Origin of the sequence: Pseudomonas sp. FSL R10-1350 (genome assembly GCF_009600525.1) — a bacterium.
Classification (GTDB): Bacteria; Pseudomonadota; Gammaproteobacteria; order Pseudomonadales; family Pseudomonadaceae; genus Aquipseudomonas; species Aquipseudomonas helleri.
The window spans coordinates 1-17,894 of the sequence record NZ_WIVR01000082.1 but is presented as its reverse complement, the minus strand read 5'-3'; the positions used below and the strand labels follow the sequence as shown (position 1 = coordinate 17,894).

13 protein-coding genes and 1 pseudogene are annotated in these 17,894 nt (G+C 59.2%); 6 read left to right on the top strand and 8 right to left on the bottom strand.

Features of this window, described 5'->3' with window-relative positions:
- From GHO25_RS23270 to GHO25_RS23245, 6 genes and pseudogenes are all read right to left on the bottom strand, one after another.
- A pseudogene (locus tag GHO25_RS23270) lies at positions 1 to 318 on the bottom strand (RND transporter); the annotation flags it as partial.
- Positions 315 to 3,443, bottom strand: coding sequence for an efflux RND transporter permease subunit (locus GHO25_RS23265; protein WP_153392661.1), 3,129 nt, complete (start codon positions 3,441 to 3,443; stop codon positions 315 to 317). The pseudogene GHO25_RS23270 and the gene GHO25_RS23265, both read right to left, overlap by 4 nt.
- A gap of 5 nt (positions 3,444 to 3,448) precedes the next feature.
- Positions 3,449 to 6,514, bottom strand: a complete 3,066-nt coding sequence (locus GHO25_RS23260) for an efflux RND transporter permease subunit (protein WP_153392658.1) — start codon at positions 6,512 to 6,514, stop codon at positions 3,449 to 3,451.
- A gap of 10 nt (positions 6,515 to 6,524) precedes the next feature.
- Positions 6,525 to 7,661: an efflux RND transporter periplasmic adaptor subunit gene (locus tag GHO25_RS23255; protein ID WP_178110198.1), complete on the bottom strand. Its 1,137-nt coding sequence runs from the start codon at positions 7,659 to 7,661 to the stop codon at positions 6,525 to 6,527.
- 226 nt (positions 7,662 to 7,887) lie between these two features.
- Positions 7,888 to 8,943 carry a hypothetical protein gene (locus GHO25_RS23250; protein ID WP_048370706.1) on the bottom strand — a complete coding sequence of 352 codons (1,056 nt, stop codon included), beginning with the start codon at positions 8,941 to 8,943 and terminating at the stop codon, positions 7,888 to 7,890.
- A gap of 40 nt (positions 8,944 to 8,983) precedes the next feature.
- Positions 8,984 to 9,922, bottom strand: a complete 939-nt coding sequence (locus tag GHO25_RS23245; protein WP_153392654.1) for a DMT family transporter — start codon at positions 9,920 to 9,922, stop codon at positions 8,984 to 8,986.
- A 423-nt stretch (positions 9,923 to 10,345) separates the two neighbouring features.
- Between GHO25_RS23245 and GHO25_RS23240 the strand changes: the two genes are divergently transcribed.
- Entirely contained in the window at positions 10,346 to 10,747 is a 402-nt protein-coding gene (locus GHO25_RS23240) for a VOC family protein (RefSeq protein WP_048370709.1), read from the top strand.
- A 40-nt stretch (positions 10,748 to 10,787) separates the two neighbouring features.
- Here the strand turns inward: GHO25_RS23240 and GHO25_RS23235 are convergent, their stop codons facing one another.
- Entirely contained in the window at positions 10,788 to 12,059 is a 1,272-nt protein-coding gene (locus tag GHO25_RS23235; RefSeq protein ID WP_048370711.1) for an MFS transporter, read from the bottom strand.
- Positions 12,060 to 12,269: 210 nt separating this feature from the next.
- On the bottom strand, positions 12,270 to 13,226 hold the full coding sequence (locus tag GHO25_RS23230; protein ID WP_048370713.1) for a LysR family transcriptional regulator: 957 nt from the start codon (positions 13,224 to 13,226) through the stop codon (positions 12,270 to 12,272).
- A gap of 98 nt (positions 13,227 to 13,324) precedes the next feature.
- Here GHO25_RS23230 and GHO25_RS23225 point away from each other — a divergent pair, with 98 nt between their 5' ends.
- The 5 genes from GHO25_RS23225 to GHO25_RS23205 form a co-directional block, all read left to right on the top strand.
- Positions 13,325 to 14,065, top strand: coding sequence for an SDR family oxidoreductase (locus GHO25_RS23225; protein ID WP_048370715.1), 741 nt, complete (start codon positions 13,325 to 13,327; stop codon positions 14,063 to 14,065).
- 110 nt (positions 14,066 to 14,175) lie between these two features.
- Positions 14,176 to 15,024, top strand: a complete 849-nt coding sequence (locus tag GHO25_RS23220) for an ureidoglycolate lyase (RefSeq protein ID WP_153392651.1) — start codon at positions 14,176 to 14,178, stop codon at positions 15,022 to 15,024.
- A 39-nt stretch (positions 15,025 to 15,063) separates the two neighbouring features.
- A complete protein-coding gene (gene denD, locus GHO25_RS23215; protein ID WP_153392648.1) occupies positions 15,064 to 16,038 on the top strand; it encodes a D-erythronate dehydrogenase in 975 nt (324 codons plus the stop codon).
- 126 nt (positions 16,039 to 16,164) lie between these two features.
- On the top strand, positions 16,165 to 17,541 hold the full coding sequence (locus tag GHO25_RS23210; protein ID WP_048389518.1) for an MFS transporter: 1,377 nt from the start codon (positions 16,165 to 16,167) through the stop codon (positions 17,539 to 17,541).
- On the top strand, positions 17,538 to 17,894 hold a 357-nt coding region (locus tag GHO25_RS23205; RefSeq protein WP_178110197.1), incomplete at its 3' end, for an NAD(P)-dependent oxidoreductase. The genes GHO25_RS23210 and GHO25_RS23205, both read left to right, overlap by 4 nt.

Genomic DNA, 17,894 nt, shown 5'->3' with positions numbered 1-17,894 from the left:
GCCCAGGGTCGGCCACAAACCGGCGCGGCTCGATGACACTTGCGCCTGCGCGCCGCGATACGCCGCCTCGGCGGCAACAATCGACTGGTTGGCCGTGGCCGAGCGCTGGATCAACTGCGTCAACACCGGGTCGTTATAGGCCAGCCACCACTGGCTGTTCAGCGCGCCTTGGGGGTTGGCCACAGCCCGTTGCCACTGCGTGCCCTCTTTGAAGCCCATGGGCAATTGCATGGCCGGTTTTTGATAATCCGGCCCGACCATACACCCGGCCAGGGTCAGGCTAAGGGTCATGGCCAGCAGCAGCGGTTTGAGGTTCATCGGGTGGTCTCCTTGGGCGCCCGGCGCAGACGTTGCGACAGGCGGTCCAGCCAGAGGTAAATCACGGGCGTGGTGTACAGCGTCAGCACTTGGCTGAAGAGCAACCCGCCCATGATGGAAATGCCCAGCGGGCGGCGCAATTCCGAGCCGTAGCCGGTGCCCAGCACCAGCGGCAAGGCGCCGAGCATCGCCGCCAGGGTGGTCATCATGATCGGCCGAAAGCGAATCAGGCAGGCGCGGCGGATCGCTTGTTGCGGGCTGAGGCCCAGCGCTTTGCCTTCGGTGATGGCGAAGTCGATCATCATGATCGCGTTTTTCTTGACGATGCCGATCAGCAAAATCACCCCCACCAGCGCAATGATCGACAGCTCGGTGCCGGTCATCAGCAAGGCAATCAGCGCCCCCACCCCGGCCGACGGCAAGGTCGAGAGGATGGTCAGCGGGTGGATCAGGTTTTCGTAGAGCATGCCGAGCACGATGTACACCGAGACAATCGCCGCCAGAATCAGCCAAGGCTCGCTGGACACCGACGACTGAAACACCTGCGCTGTCCCGGCAAAGTGCCCGACCACACTGGCCGGCATGCGCAGTTGCGCCACCGCGTCATCCACCAGCGTGGTGGCCTGGCCGATGGACACGCCGGGGGCCAGGTTGAAAGACACTGTCACCGCCGGGAAGGTGCCTTGGTGGCTGATGGAAATCGCCGTGCGCGCCACCGACTGCTGCGCCACCGCAGACAACGGGATCAACGTCGCCTTGGCGTTGCTCGCCAGGTTGGGCGCGGTGTTGGTCTTGCTGGCCGTCGAGGCACCTTGCGGCAGGTAAATCGACGTGAGCGCCGACGGATCGGCCCAGTATTCGGGGGCGACTTCCATGACCACGTGGTACTGGTTGGCGGCGCGGTAAAGGGTCGACACCTGGCGCTGGCCAAAGGCGTCGTACAGGGTCTGGTCAATCGCCGACATGCTGACCCCGAGCCGCGCCGCCGTGTCGCGGTTGACCGCCACATTGGCCGCAAGGCTGTTGTCTTGCTGGTCGGTATTGAGGTCTTTGAGCTGCGGCAGTTTATGCAGCGTCGCCAGCACTTTGGGCACCCAGACATCGAGGCTGCTCTGGTCGTCGGCGGTCAGCGTGTATTGGTACTGCGCGGCGCTCTGGCGCCCACCCACGGTGATGTCCTGCACCGATTGCAGGAATAACCGGGTGCCCGGCATGTCGCCCAGGGTTTTGCGGATCTGGGCGATGATCTGGTCGGCGCTGGCCTTGCGCTCGCCCAAGGGCTTGAGTGAGATAAACATCTGCCCGGTGTTCACCGAACCGCCTCCGCCGCCCGCGCCGCCGATAAAACCGCCGACCGCTTCCACGTTGGGGTTGAGCAAGACTTTGCGGTTGATCGCCAGAAAGTCCTGCTGCATGGCGCCATACGAGATGCTTTGCGAGGCCATGGTGCTGCCGTTCAGGCGCCCGGTGTCTTCCTGCGGGAAGAAGCCCTTGGGCACCCGCACGTACAGCACCCCGGCCAGCACGATCACCAACAGCGTGACCAGCCCCATCAGCAAGGTGTGGTTGATCACCCAGCCGAGGGTGCGGTCGTAGAAACGATGAAAGCGCGAGTCCGGCGCCGCCTCCGGGTGTTGGGCGGTTGCCGGCGCGCGCAAAAACACCGCCGCCAGCATCGGCGTGATGGTCAGCGACACCAACATCGACATCGCAATCGACACCGACAAGGTGACCGAGAACTCACGAAACAAACGCCCGACAATCCCGCCCATCAGCAGCAGCGGAATAAACACCGCCACCAGCGACACGCTGATAGTCAGCACGGTAAAGCCCACCTCCCGGGCACCGGCCAGCGCCGCCTGCACCCGCGAGGCACCGCGCTCCAGATGGCGCATGATGTTTTCCACCACCACAATCGCGTCATCGACCACAAACCCGGTGGCAATAGTCAGCGCCATCAACGACAGGTTGTTCAGGCTGTAGCCCATGAAGTACATGACGCCAAAGGTGCCGAGCAGCGACAGCGGCACGACAATGGCCGGCACCAGGGTGCTGCGCCAATCACGGAAAAACGCAAACGTGACCAGCGTCACCAGCAGAATCGAGGCAATCAGGCTGATTTCTACGTCGCGCAACGAGGCGCGAATGGTGGTGGTGCGGTCCATCAAAATATTGAGTTTGATCGAGGCCGGAATCGACGCTTGCAGAAACGGCAGCTCGGCCTTGACCGCGTCCACCGTCTCGATCACGTTGGCCCCCGGCTGCTTGAAGATCACCAGCAGCACCGACGGTTGGCCGTTGTACAAGCCATAGTTGCGCAGGTCTTCTACGTCTTCGCGCACGTAACCCAAGTCGCTGATGCGCACCAGGTCGCCATTGTTCTGCTTGACCACCAGCGCGCCGTAGTCCGGCGCGTTGTAGAGCTGGTCATTGGCGGCAATCACATTGCCCTGTGCGCCGATATCGATCGTGCCTTTGGGCAGGTTGACGTTAGATGCGGCGATCACCTCGCGCACCTGTTCAAGGCTCACGCCGTAATGGTTGAGGCGGTCCGGGTTGAGTTCGACCCGCACCGCCGGCAAGGCCCCGCCACCCACCGTCACGTCACCCACGCCACTGGTTTGCAGGAGCTTTTGTTCGAGCAGGGTTGAGGCCACGTCGTACATGTGGCCCGGCGTGGCCGCGTCGGAGGTCAGGCTGATGACCATGATCGGCGAGTCAGCCGGGTTGACCTTGCGGTAGGTCGGGTTGCCTGACAAGTCGCTGGGCAAGTTGCTGCGCGCGGCGTTGATTGCCGCCTGCACATCGCGGGCGGCGCCGTCGATGTCGCGATTGAGGTCGAACTGCAAGTTGATCCGGGTCGCGCCCAAGCTGCTCGACGAGGTCATTTGCGTGACCCCGGCGATCTGCCCGAACTGACGCTCCAGCGGCGTGGCCACCGAGGTGGCGACGGTGTGCGGGTCGGCCCCCGGCAACTTGGCGCTGACGCTGATGGTGGGGAAATCCACCTCCGGCAGCGGCGCCACCGGCAGCAGGTTGAACGCCAGCACGCCAAACAGCGCGAGCCCGACAGCCAGCAAGGTGGTGGCGATGGGACGTTGGATAAATGGCGCACTGAGGTTCATCGCGATCAATCCGCCCTGACTGTGCGGCGACCCTTCAGGCGCTGCCCGAGGTCGTGCATCGCGAGGAAGATCACCGGGGTCGAAAACAGCGTCAGCAACTGGCTGAGCAACAGTCCGCCAATGATCGCGATCCCCAACGGATGGCGCAGTTCAGAACCAATGCCGGTGCCCAGCGCCAACGGCACGGCGCCGAACAGCGAGGCCATGCTGGTCATCAGAATCGGCCGAAAACGCAATGCCGCCGCCTGCTTGATCGCCTGCACCGGGCTCAAGCCTTCTCGTCGCTCCAGGTCGAGGGCGAAGTCGACCATCATGATGCCGTTTTTCATCACGATACCGATCAGCAGCACGATGCCGATCAAGCCGATGATGTCGAACTGGGTGCCAGTGACCAGCAGCGCCAGCAACGCCCCCAGCGCCGCCGAGAGCAAGGTGGAAAGAATGGTGATCGGGTGCACGAAGCTCTCGTAGAGCATGCCCAGCATCAGGTACACCACCACAACCGCCGCCAGCACCAGCACCGCCTGATTGGCCAACGACGCCTCAAACGTCGCCGCCGCGCCCTGCAACGACACTTGCACCGAGGCCGGCATCGCCACCTGCTGCTCGATGGTCTTGAGCCGGGTCAGGGCAGTGCCCAGGGTTTGGCCCGGCGCCAGGTTGAACGAAATGTCGGCATACGCGAACTGCCCCAGCCGGTTGATCGTCAGCGGCGTCTGCACCACCTGCATCGTCGCCATGCTCGACAGCGGCGCCACCCCGCCGCCGGGGATGTCGACGTAGAGCCCGGAGAGTAAATCCGCGAGGTTCTTCGGCGGATGGTCGGTGGCCATCACCACGTGGTACTGGTTGAGCTGGGTGTAAATGGTCGACACCTGACGCTGGCCGAAAGCGTCATAGAGCACGTCGTCAATCGCCTGCGGGGTAATGCCCAGACGCGAAGCGGTGGCGCGGTCAAACGTGAGCTGGATCTGATTGCCGAACTGCATCGCCTGGCTTTGCACATCGGTGAAGGTCGGATCTTGCTTGATCGCCGCCATCAGCTTGCCGGTCCATTCCTGCAACACCTGCGGGTCGGTGGCCTGCAGGCCGAGGCGGTAACTGGTGGTGGCTACGCTGGCGTCAAGGGTCAGGTCTTGCACCGAGTGCAGGTACAGGCGGATCCCGGCGTCGTCGGCATTGGCATCGGCCAGACGCCGGATCACCGTGCTGGCGCTGTCGCGCTGATCACGCGGCTTAAGGTTGATCAGCAGATTGCCCTGATTGAGGGTCGGGTTGGTCTGGTCGATACCGACAAACGACGACAGGCTCTGCACCGCCGGGTCACGCAAAATGCGCGAGGCCAGGCGCTGTTGCTCGACCTGCATCTGCTGGAACGAAATAGTCGGCGAGGCCTGGGAAATCCCTTGAATTAGCCCGGTGTCCTGATCAGGGAAAAAGCCCTTGGGCATGACCGTCAGCGTCAGCACCGTGAGCACGGCGGTGAACACCACCGACAGCAGCGCCAGGGTGCGGTGCGCCAACACCCAGTTCAGACCGCGCACATAGTGCTGGTTGATGCGATCGAAAAAATCTTCACGGCGCGCCTGCGGGTGCGCCTTGAGCATGCGCGCGCACATCATCGGCGTCAGGGTCAGGGTAATCACCGCCGAAATCACGATGGTCACGGCCACGGTCATGGCGAACTCACGGAACAGCCGTCCCACTACGTCGCCCATGAACAACAGCGGGATCATCACCGCAATCAGTGCCAACGACAGCGAAATGATGGTGAAGCCGATTTGCGCCGAGCCTTTGAGCGCGGCCTGCAACGGCGTATCCCCCTCCTCCAGGTAACGGCTGATGTTTTCGACCATGACGATGGCATCGTCGACCACAAAACCGATGGCTATGGTCAGCGCCATCAAGGTCAGGTTATTCAGCGAAAAGCCCAGTGCATAGGCCACCGCCAGGGTGCCGAGCAGGGTCAAGGGCACGGTCACGGCGGGAATAAGGGTGGCCGCGACATTGCGCAAAAACAGGAAGATCACCAGCACCACCAGCACCACGGCAACCGCCAGTTCGTACTGCACGTCGGTGACCGAGGCGCGAATGGTCTGGGTGCGGTCGGTGAGCACCGCGACCTTGAGGGTGCCCGGCAAACTGGCGCGCAGCGTGGGCAGCAACTGCTGCACGCGGTCGACTACCTCAATCACGTTGGCCCCCGGCTGGCGCTGGATGCTCAGCACAATCGACGGGGTTTCGTTGGTCCAGGCGGCCTGGCGCGGGTTCTCCGGGCCTTGGATCGAGGTAGCAATGTGTGACAGGCGGATCGCGGCGCCGTTTTTATAGGCGATCACCAGATCGCGGTATTCCTCGGCCGATTGCAACTGGTCGTTGGCACCAATGGAATACGCCTGGAACTTGCCGTCAATGCTGCCCTTGGCCTGATTGACGTTGGCGGTGCCCAGGGAGGTGCGCAGATCGTCCAGCGACAGCCCGAGGTTATTCAGCGCCGACGTATTGGCCTCGACCCGCACCGCCGGGCGCTGGCCGCCGCTGATGGTGACCAGGCCGACGCCGCTGATCTGCGATATTTTCTGCGCCAGCCGGGTGTCGGCCAGGTCTTCGATTTTGGTCAGCGGCAGTACGTCCGAGGTCAGTGACAGGGTCAGCACCGGCGCATCGGCCGGGTTGACCTTGCTGTACACCGGCGGGTACGGCAGGTTGGCCGGTAAAAAAGTGCCGGCGGCGTTGATCGCGGCCTGTACCTCTTGCTCAGCCACATCCAGCGACAGCGCCAGATCAAACTGCAAGGTCACCACCGAGGCGCCATCGGAGCTGGTCGAGCCCATGGACTTGAGGCCGGGCATCTCGCCCAACTGGCGTTCAAGCGGCGCGGTAATCGACGAACTGATCACCTCGGGGCTGGCGCCGGGGTATTGGGTAAACACCTGAATGGTCGGGTAATCGACCTCCGGCAAGGCCGACACCGAGAGCAGGCGGTAACCCAGAATCCCCAGCAACAAGATCGCGACCATCAGCAAACAGGTGGCCACCGGGCGTTCGATAAAGGGGCGAGAGACGTTCATCAGCGGCGACTCACTGTGCGACTACTTTAATGGCCGAGCCGTTGTCGAGCTTGTCTGCACCTTCCGTGATCACCTGCTCACCCGGCTTGACCGAAGCGTCGAGAATCGTGGTGACATCGCCCACGCTTGGGCCGGACTTGACGTTGCGCAGGCTGGCCTTGCTGCCCGCCACGACAAATACGAAATCGCCCTGGCTGCCGTGCTGAATGGCCCGGGTCGGCACCACCGGCACTTGATCCAGCGTCTGCGCCTTGAGCCGCGCATTGACGAACTGATTGGGGAACAGCACATGGTCTGCGTCATCAAACTGCGCCTTGACCTTGATCGTGCCGGTGCTGGTATCGACCTGGTTATCCAGCGCCAGCAGTTGCCCGCTGGCCAACAGGTTCTGCTTGTTGCGGTCGTAGGCCAGCACGCTGACAACACCTGCCGCCCTGGCCTGATTGATCGCCCCCAGGTAGTCCTCGGGCACGGCAAACACCACCGTGGCGGGCTTCATCTGCGTGATCACTGCAATCGCGGAGGTGCTGGCGGTGGTCACATAGTTGCCGGGGTCAACCTGGCGCAACCCGACAATCCCGTCTACCGGCGAGGTGATGGTGCAATAACTCAACTGCACCTCAAGGTTTTGCACGCTGCCCTGATCGGCGGCCACCGTGCCCAGTTGCTGCGCCACCGTAGAGATTTGCGTATCGAGGGTTTGTTGGCTGATGGAACCGGCCTTAATCAGTTCGCGGTAGCGCGCCAGGTCACGCTGGGCGTTACTCAACACCGCCTGATCGTGGGCCAGAACGCCTTTGGCCTGGGCCAACTGCGCCTTCAGCGCGCGGTCGTCGATGCGGGCGATCACCTGCCCTTTGCGCACCTGCTGGCCTTCCTTGAACTCCACCGACGCCAAAATGCCGTCGACCTGCGTAATCACCGTCACGCTCTGCGTGGGCGTGACCGTACCGAGGGCATCGATATACACCGGCACATCCTGCGGCACCACCGCCACCGCCGCCACCGGCTCGGCCCGACCGCCCATGCCCATGGGGCGGTCTTTGTGGGCCATGGCGGGCCAATGGGCATACAGCGCCCAAGCAAAGGCCAGCACAACCAGCGCACTGAGCGCCCAGATAAAAGTGTGTCGTCTGCTCGTGTTCACACGCGTCACTCACCAAAAGAAGGCTGAGTTCAGAGTATCGAAGCGGCGACGCGTGAAATTAAATTCGGTGACAGCTTACAAAGGTTTTACACAGCCCTGACAGGACGCTGAATCTGCGGTGTTCATGCAGTGGTTTTGGCTGTTGGTGCAACGTCGGTACATTGGGTGCTGCTGGAATCCTCCATCCTCGGCCTCTGCGCGAGTGACAGAGATGCTCGCTTAGCCTTCAATAGATGAGTTTCGGTGAGTTCACTCCTCTAATTGGAGGAAATGGATTGAAATTGATAGCTTCGTGATCGACGGGATAACCGTGAAACATACCAAAATCGATGGAGCCAAGCTCATACTGCATCGTAGTGAAATACTCAATTGTCAGCCACTTCCACTTTTCGATTGCAGGATCATCAACATCAGTAACTTTTCTCGTTAACAAATCTGGAATCAGTACGTCCGTATGATAGTTAGCCGAATACTTTTTCTCAGAAAAACCCTCTGGCACAGTAGACGGCCTCGAAAGGTGAGGGCATGTATTTACCGGATCAATATTATGCCAGCTAGTTGACTTCTTACTCTTAAGGCTGATACCACCGTTCCCTATGGACTGCCATGCCAGTCGCTGAATATTTTTAACTGCCTCATCCAGATCATTTGCAAAACCTTGATTAACCATATTATTCGCATAATGCCCTACTGAATTTATTGAAATAATTGCCCCACCGGGCACTCTGCGATCATGATTAGCCGTATGATGCGCCGTCGTATGAAAAAAATTAATACCCGCCTTATACAAAAACAACTTACCATCCTGTATCAATGGTGCTGCCTCCGTATAGATAACATCTGTATTAACAGGAGCATACTCGTTAAATATCAGATTAGAAAACCCCTTAAACACCTCAACCAAGCTATCTGAAGGAGGCAGATAAATCAGCTTTCCGATATTAAAAAAGTACAACACAGCATCGCTCTTTCCTTTGGAACACGCTTGCTTCCATTCCAGACGACAAGCTTGAAGGTATGTTTTAAGATGCTCCTGCCCTAACGCAATATCATTATCATCAACAACATAGACACTTAGCTGAATATTCTGCTTTCCTGTAGAGGCTAACCTGCCCAACATACAAGGCTGCTTTCGCTTGATCCAACTCAATATGATTTCTTTTTTCTTTTCCTTGTCTGATTCTCCCAGCAGCGCTTTATTTACGATATCCAGATCCTCCCCATAAGAATTTCTCTCACAGGATAGATCAGGCAATTTGGATAAAAGCAACGTTACATCCATTTGACACCTCCCTAACTGAATATCAGCTAGTCTTATATGACTATTTTTTTATGTAATCCTTCAACGTGTTTTCTGAAGCAGCATTTTTAGCGATCAGCACCAGCGCAATTATCGTCAGTGCGGCACCTCCTACTTGTAAAAGTGAAAGTCTTTCTCCCAAAAAAACAACAGCACCAACAACACCAATGACAGGAACAAGGTTTAAAAACATACCCGCCAAGCCGGCACGAATGTATTTCAATGAATAAATATAAAAAGAGAAAGCGAGAGCATACTGCACAATCCCCGACACTAGCGCTAACCCCCATACTTCCAAAGAACCCGGCAATGCCGCGAACGCTTTACTTTCGGGGTAAATAGTCCACTCCAACGGTAACATCAAAATAGAAGCCACCAATGCAAGAGTCTGCTGACAAGCCACTATATAAAAAACATCCTGCTCTTTCGCGATGCGAGAGGACAGAACAACATAGAACGCAGCAGACAGCATACCCAATGAAATCAGGCTTGCGCCAAACCAGCCTTCTTTGGCGTTCCCGCCGTGTATATCTAACGCAAAGAACAACCCTACCAATATCATTGCTGACAGTACTATAAAATTTATCGACGGTATTTCCTTCAAGAGAAGCATCGCCAGAAGCACAATCATTATTGACTCCAACGATTGTAATAACGAGGCCTCTGACGCTCCCGTAAAAGTCAAACCAATCAGCACCAAGACATATGTCAAACACGGCTCAAGCAAGCCTAAAAAACTTAATTTTACCAACACGTTAGCCGTAGGGGCGGAGGTTTTTCTGAACGCTACTACGCACCAAAGAAACGTCACACTTGCCATCAACTGAATAATCAGTAACGTGACAGGATAGAAACTTCCCAGCGCACCCTTTGACATAACTAACGCGCCTCCCCAACACATTGCAGCCATGGTGGCCGAAGCTATACCGAGTGAAGCACGACTTATTTTCTTGGGTGCCATTAATTTCGCCTTGCCTCATTTTAAATAAATAAACTTTCCGAGTTACTACTACCCACACATCAAAATTATTACGTTTCCCTTTTCGCCCGACACGAGACCATAAAGCCTTACCCAAGCCCAGAAACAAGCGTGGATATTTGAGCCACCTTTTGTGCAAGATTAACGCGTGTCAATACCGTAACCACCCTCATAATCAGGCCATTTCTGTCGTAACTCACTGGCAAGCCCATGGCAGAGCTGACGGCCTAATTAATTCGATAAATTTCAATGAGTATTATATGTAGGACTATTTGTAGGACATATAGGTGCGCCCTTCGGTACTGAGGCCGATGGAAAACTCGCGGCGCAAAAGTTAGCATCCGTTTAACCACACAAATAAATGTGGCCGGACGCTAATCAAAAAATCCTATACAAGGGGAAGGCATGTTCAGTCACATTCAGATTGGCGCACGAAACCTCGACGCCATGATTGCTTTTTACGATGCCGTACTTACGCCTTTGGGATTAGTACGCATGACTGATCATGATGACGGCCCCGCCGGTGCGGGCTGGCATTTGCTCGGACAGAAATGGCCACAGTTTTTCGTGCAATTGCCTTTTAACGGGTTACCCGCAACGTCGGGTAACGGCGTACAGGTCAGCTTTGCAGCAAGCTCGCAAGACCAGGTAAGAGCTGCCTGGCAAGCGGCGACCACTTCAGGGGGCACAGATGAGGGAGCGCCGGGGTTACGGCCTCAGTACTCAGCCGATTTTTTTGGTGCGTACTGTCGCGATCCCGAGGGCAACAAACTCTGCTTTGTCCACGCCGAAGGCCTGGTTCGATAGAGCAATCACCCTCCTCGTCGAGCACCCCTGCGCCGCTGAGCTACGCCGTAGCCGCTGTAGCTTTCATATTGGTCACCGGCGCTGAAGGTTCTTTGAGCAGCGCAAAGTAGGCAAACGCCGAGCACAGGGCGACGACTGCGCTGATGATGAAGGCCGATGAGAACGAGCCGCTCTGTTGCACGCTAAAACCCGTGAGGATCGGCGCGATGGAGCCCGCCAGGTAGCCGCCAAAGTTCTGGATCGAACCAAACGAGGCAACTCGCTCTGACGGCACGATGGTGTTGACGATCATCCACGCGGTAGCGCTGGAGATGTTGATGAAGAACATGGTCAGGCACAGCAGCACTACGCACGCGACGACGTTGGTGGTGAAGGCCACGATCAGGGTGAACAGCGCCCCGCCGAGCAACCCGAGGATGACCATCAGTTTGCGGCTGGCCAACACGCGCATGCCGCGCGCCACCAGCTTGTCGCAGCAACGCCCGGCCACGATGGTGCCCAAGGCGCCAAACAGGTAGGCCAGCGACACCACCCAGGCGGTGCGGTACAGGTCCAGGCCGTGTTCGCGCTCAAAGTAGCCCGGCAGCCAGGTCAGGTTGAGCCAGATCATGTAGATCACACCCATAAAGCCGAGAAACGCGCCCCAGGTGTTGCGCTCTTTGAACAATGCGGTCCAGCGCAGTTTCGGCGCCGCTTTCTGCTGCACGGCCACCGGCTCTGCACGGCCGGTGGCGGCCATGTATTCGGCTTTGCTTTTGTAGAATTTGAACCAGCACAGCGCCAGCACCAAACCGATGACCCCAGTGAGGATAAACATGCCGCGCCAGCCCAGATGGACCATGAACAACGTCAGCAAGGGTGGCGCCAGGCACGGGCCGATGCAGGTCGAGGACCACACCCAGCCGGTGGCCGTGCCGCGCTCTTGGGTGTCGAACCATTCGGACAAGGCCTTGGCTGCCGAGGGGAACACCGGCGCTTCGCCGATGCCCAGCAACACCCGCAGGCCGACCAGATGGCCGTAACTGCTGAACAGGCCAAAGGCCGCTTGGGCCACCGACCACACCACCAGCGAACCGCCCAGGGCGAGTTTGCTGCCGAGTTTGTCGATCAACGCGCCGAGGGGTAATTGCGAGAAGGCGTAAGCGATGGAGAAGGCTGAGAGCATGACGCCCATTTGCATGGGGCTGATGGCCAGGTCTTTCTGGATGGTGGTGTTGGCGATGGACAGGGCACTGCGGTCGAGGTAGTTGACGACTCCAATCATGAACAGGAAAAAAATCGTCAGCGTTTTGTAGCTTTTTATTGTTTTCATACGCGCCTCTAGTGAGCGATGGCGCCCTACTCATCGACACCCAAGCCCGTAGGAGCTGCCGCAGGCTGCGATCTTTTGATCGTTTAAAAGATCGCAGCCTGCGGCAGCTCCTACGGTGCAGGGCCGCGTTTGAGTGAGCGACTTGCACTCTAGATCGCTACAGGGGCGCTGCCCAATCACAAGATCCCATCGGTTAATAACCGCGCGTTATCAAGGCGTCTGGCGGGCTCCGCGCACGGCATCGGGGCCGCTCAACAGCGCGTCGATAAACGCTTGCATCGACCAGCTCGGCGGTTCGTTGCGCCGGGTGATGATGCCGTAATCAGCCAGCACCAGCGGAAACGGTAACGCCAGACGGGTCAGGCGCCCGGCCTGGATTTCCGGTTCGGCCATGGACTCGGCCAGCATCGCAACCACCGGGGCGGTTTGCAGCAGTTGCATGGTGGTTTGCAGCGACACGGTTTCGACGGTGTTTTCCGGGGTTTGCATGTTGGCTTCGATAAACGCCCGCTCCAGCCGCGCGCGCATCGGCGTGCCCGTCGGGTAGACCACCCAGGGCCAACTGCCGAGGTCGGTCAGCGGGGTTTCGCTGGCGCCCGCCAACGGGTGCTGGCTGCCCGTGACCAGACACAGCGGCTCGGGTGCCAACGGCTGAAAATCGAACAATTCACGGTGCCGGTCGAGGGTGAAGCGCGCCACCACCAGGTCCAGCTCCTTGTGTTCGAGCATGGTCAGCATGTTGGCGCTGGTGCCCTCCAGTACTTCGATCGTGAGCAAGGGCCATTGTTGTTTGACCTCGACAATCGCCGCGGGCACTGCCACCGCCGCGGCCGCGTAGATGGTGCCGACTTTCAAAAAGCCATGCCCGCCCTGGCGCAGGTGGTTGATCTGGACCACAAACTGCTGGGTGTCATTGAGGGCGATTTGGGCAAAGCGCGCCACGTGACTGCCAAGGTCCGTCAGCGACATACTGCGCGGCAAACGCTGGAACACATCAAAGCCCAATTGGTGCTCGATCTCGCGCAGCATCTTGCTTACGGCCGGCTGGCTGATGTTCATTTCCTGGGCCGTGGCGTGCATGTTTTGCGTGCGCGCCAGGGTGTCGATCAGCACCAAATGGCGGAACCGTAACCAGTTGCACAGTTGATTGAACGCGACATCCGCCATCCGATAACCTCCCGTTATTAAGGCTTGAGAATATCTCATTGGCGATTATCGCAGCGCAACATTAGTGTTGGCCCCATAAGAACAATGGATCAGCACTCATGAACCTCGCCAACAAACGCGTTTTGATTACCGCGGCGGCAAACGGTATTGGTCGCGCCTCGGTACTGGCCTTGCGCGATGCAGGCGCCACGGTCATCGCCACTGACTTGAACGTCGATGCCTTGCACGACATTCCCGGTATTCAGGCGTTATCGCTGGACGTCACGCAACCGGCAGCCATCGACGCCATTCGCCAGCAAGTCGGCACCCTCGACGTGCTGTTCAACTGCGCAGGCTACGTGCACAGCGGCGCGCTGCTGGAGTGCGACGACAGCGCCTGGCAATTCTCATTCGACCTCAACGTCACCGCCATGTACCGGATGATCCGTGCGTTCTTGCCGGGCATGCTGGAAAACGGTGGCGGCTCGATCATCAACATGGCCTCGGTGGCGTCCAGCGTGAAGGGCGTACCGAACCGTTTTGCCTACACCGCCAGCAAAGCGGCGGTGATTGGCTTGACCAAATCGGTGGCGACCGATTACATCAGTCAAGGCATTCGTTGTAACGCCATATGCCCAGGCACGGTAGATTCACCTTCGCTGCGCCAGCGCATTGCCGAACAGGCCCGTGAGCAAGGGCGTTCGGAGGCAGAGGTGTATCAAGCGTTCGTGGCTCGCCAGCCCATGGGCCGCATCGGCAGCGCCGAAGAAATCGCCCAGTTGGTGGTGTACCTGGCCAGCGATGCCAGCAGCTACACCACTGGCACCACGCAGATTATTGATGGCGGGATGAGCAACTAATTCCCACTGTAGGAGCGAGCTTGCCTCGCGAGCTTTTAAAAGATCAAAAGATCGCGAGGCAAGCTCGCTCCTACAGAAGGTCAGGTTTTTAATTCGATACAGGAGCTTTTATGAAACTGCTGCGCTACGGCGAAAAAGGTCAGGAAAAACCCGGTCTGCTGGATGCCCAAGGCAATATCCGTGATTTGTCGGCGCATATCGCCGATGTCGCAGGCAAGGCGCTGGAGCCTGCAAGCCTTAAAGCCCTGATTAAAATCGACCCGGCCAACCTGCCGCTGGTCAACGGCTCGCCACGTATCGGCGCTTGCGTCGGGCAGGTCGGCAAGTTCATTTGCATCGGCCTTAACTACGCCGACCACGCCGCTGAGTCCGGGCTGGCCGTGCCGTCGGAACCGGTGGTTTTCAACAAGTGGACCAGCGCCATTTGCGGCCCCAATGATGACGTCGAAATCCCTCGCGGCTCGGTCAAGACTGACTGGGAAGTTGAGCTGGGTGTAGTCATCGGCAAAGGCGGCCGTTACATCGACGAGAGCAACGCCCTGGACCACGTCGCCGGTTACTGCGTGATCAACGATGTGTCCGAGCGTGAATGGCAACTCGAACGCGGCGGCACCTGGGACAAAGGCAAGGGTTTTGACACGTTCGGCCCCATTGGTCCATGGCTGGTGACCCGTGACGAAATCCCCGACCCGCACCAACTCAAGCTGTGGCTTGAGGTCGACGGACAGCGCTACCAGAACGGCAATACCAACACCATGGTGTTCCAGATCCCGGCGCTGATTGCCTACCTGAGCCGCTGCATGTCGCTGCAACCGGGCGATGTGATTTCCACCGGCACGCCGCCGGGTGTGGGCCTTGGGGTCAAGCCTGTGCCGGTGTTCCTGCGCGCTGGCCAGCAGATGCGCCTGGGCATCGAAGGGCTTGGCGAACAGCAGCAACGCACGGTTCAAGCAGACTGATCCAGCGCCTCAAATAAATATAAGAAACAGGAGCAACACATGCGCATCCTCATCACTGGCGGTACCGGCTTTATCGGCAAGCAACTGGCTCAACGCCTGGCAGATTTGAACACCCTGACGCTGGAAGGCGAAGCACCGCGCACCATCGAACGCATCGTGCTGTTCGACGCCTTTGCCGGTGAAGACGTACCCAATGACCCGCGCATTGAGCTGGTGACCGGGGATGTTGCCGACCCTGAAGTGATCGCCCGTGTCACCGATGGCGTGGACCTGGTGTGGCACCTGGCGGCAGTGGTCAGCTCGGCCGCCGAGGCGGATTTTGACTTGGGCATGCAGGTGAATTTGCACGGCCTGATGCTGCTTCTCGAAACCCTGCGCAGGCAAGGCACCGCGCCGCGTCTGGTGTACGCCAGCGGCTTTGCGGTGTTCGGCGGCAAGCTGCCGGAGGTGGTGGACGACGACACCGTGCTCACCCCGCAATCGTCCTATGGCATGCAAAAAGCCGTCGGTGAATTGCTGGTGGCCGACTACGCCCGTAAAGGCTTTGTGGATGGCCGCGTGTTGCGCCTGCCGACCGTGGCGGTGCGCCCCGGCAAACCGAACAAAGCCGCGTCGACCTTTTTTAGCTCGATCATCCGCGAGCCGCTGGTGGGCCTGCCTGCCGTGTGCCCGGTGCGCCCTGACACCCGCGTGTACCTGACCTCGCCACGGCGCATTGTCGAGTCGATGTTGCTGGGCATGACCCTGTCGCCGCAGACCCTGGGCGGCGAGCGCATCATCCCGCTGCCGGGCGTGACCACCACCGTGGCCGACATGGTCGCGGCGCTGCAACGGGTGGCCGGTGATAAAGCCACGCAACTGATTCGCTGGGAGCCGGATGCAACCATCCAGCGTATTGTCGAAAGCTGGCCAAGCAAGGTAGAAGCTCCACGTGCCCGTGCACTGGGCTTTACCGCCGACCCGGACTTCGACGCCATCGTGCGTGCGCACATAGAAGATACTGCCGCACAATAACCTTCGTAGGAGCTGGCGCAGGCTGCGATCTTTTGATCTGTTGAAAGATCGCAGCCTGCGGCAGCTCCTACAAAAGACAATCAAGCCCGCGTTACTCACAACAATAAAAAACTGAGGCCGTGCGATATGACCACCACCCCGCTTCCGGATGTCACTGACATCGAGCAACAAACGATCAAGCGCGTCACCAAGCGCATGATCCCCTTTCTGATCCTGCTGTTTGTGGTCGCCTTTCTGGACCGCAACAACGTCGGTTTCGCCGCCCTGCGGATGAACGACGACATCGGTATCAGCCAGACCCTGTATGGCCTGGGTGCCGGTATTTTCTTCCTCGGTTACTTCATTTTCGAAGTGCCAAGCAACGTCTTGCTGCACCGCTACGGCGCCCGCGTGTGGATCGCCCGGATCATGGTGACCTGGGGCATCATCGCCGGGGCCATGGGCTTTTTGCAGACGCCGGTGCACTTTGTCTCACTGCGTTTTCTGCTGGGCATCGCTGAAGCCGGGTTCTTCCCGGGGGTGATTTACTTGCTGTCGCTGTGGTTCCCGAGCCGCTACCGGGCACGCATGATCGCCACCTTTTACCTCGGCGTACCCATCGCACAAGTGATCGGCGCGCCACTGTCGGTGGGCCTGATGGAAATGGGCGACGCACTGGGCTTCGTCGGCTGGCGCCTGATGTACATCGTCGAAGCCGTACCGGCGGTGATTCTCGGCGTGGTCTGCTACTTTTACCTCACCGACCATCCGCGTCAGGCCCACTGGCTGACCGATGCGCAGCGCAACTGGCTGATCAACACCCTGGAGCATGAAGAGCGCAACAAACCGCTGGTGGTGGGTATCCAACCGAGCAAATGGGAGATGATCCGTAAGGCGTTGTCCAGCCGTCAGGTATGGCTGCTGGCGCTGGTGTACTTCGGCATCACCTCGGGCTCCAACGCCATGAACTTCTTTATGCCGACCGTATTGGCCTCGTTCCGTGGCTCGTTCGGGCTGGAAATCGGTCTGATGCAAAACGGCCTGATCACCGCCATTCCTTACGCCTTGGCCGCTGTTGCCATGATCTGGTGGAGCCGTCGTTCGGACCGCCTGCAAGAACGTCACTGGCACGCCGGTGGTGCCGCCATGCTCGCAGCTGTGTCCATCGCCGTGGCGCTGTGGCTGAACCAGCCATGGATCATCGTGATCGGCTTCATCCTGCTGGCCATGGGCGTTTACAGCGCGATCAACGTGTTCTGGGCCGTGCCAGGGCAAGTGCTCACTGGCTTGGGCGCTGCCGCCGGTATTGGCCTGATCAACTCCATCGGTAACCTCAGCGGCTTTATCGGCCCTTACCTGACCGGTTACCTGTTCAACGTGACCGGCAGCTACACCCCGGGCTTCCTGGTGATTGCCGCACTGGTCGGCGCCGGTGGTCTGGGCATGGTGTTGATGCCACGTAACAAGGTGTCGCTGGGCAACGCAGCCGGCGCAACCTCTGCAACCGTAGGAGGCAAGGCATGAGCCTGCAAACCGTAGCGTTTATTGGCACCGGGATCATGGGCAAGCCCATGGCCCGCAACCTGTTGCACGCCGGCTACCCGGTACGGGCCTGGAACCGCTCGGCGGCCAAGGCCGAGGAATTGTCCGCCCAGGGCGCCGAGGTGTTTGCCACCCCGGCCGAGGCGGCCGAAGGCGCTCAGGTGCTGATCTGCATGCTCAGCGATGGCCCGACCTGTGACGAGGTGCTGTTTGGTGAAAAGGGCGCCGCCAAGGCCCTGGCGCCGGGCGCGCTGGTGGTGGTGATGAGTTCGATCCCGGTCGACACCGCCGTCGAACACGCCCGGCTGAGCGCCGAACTTGGCTTGCGCTACCTC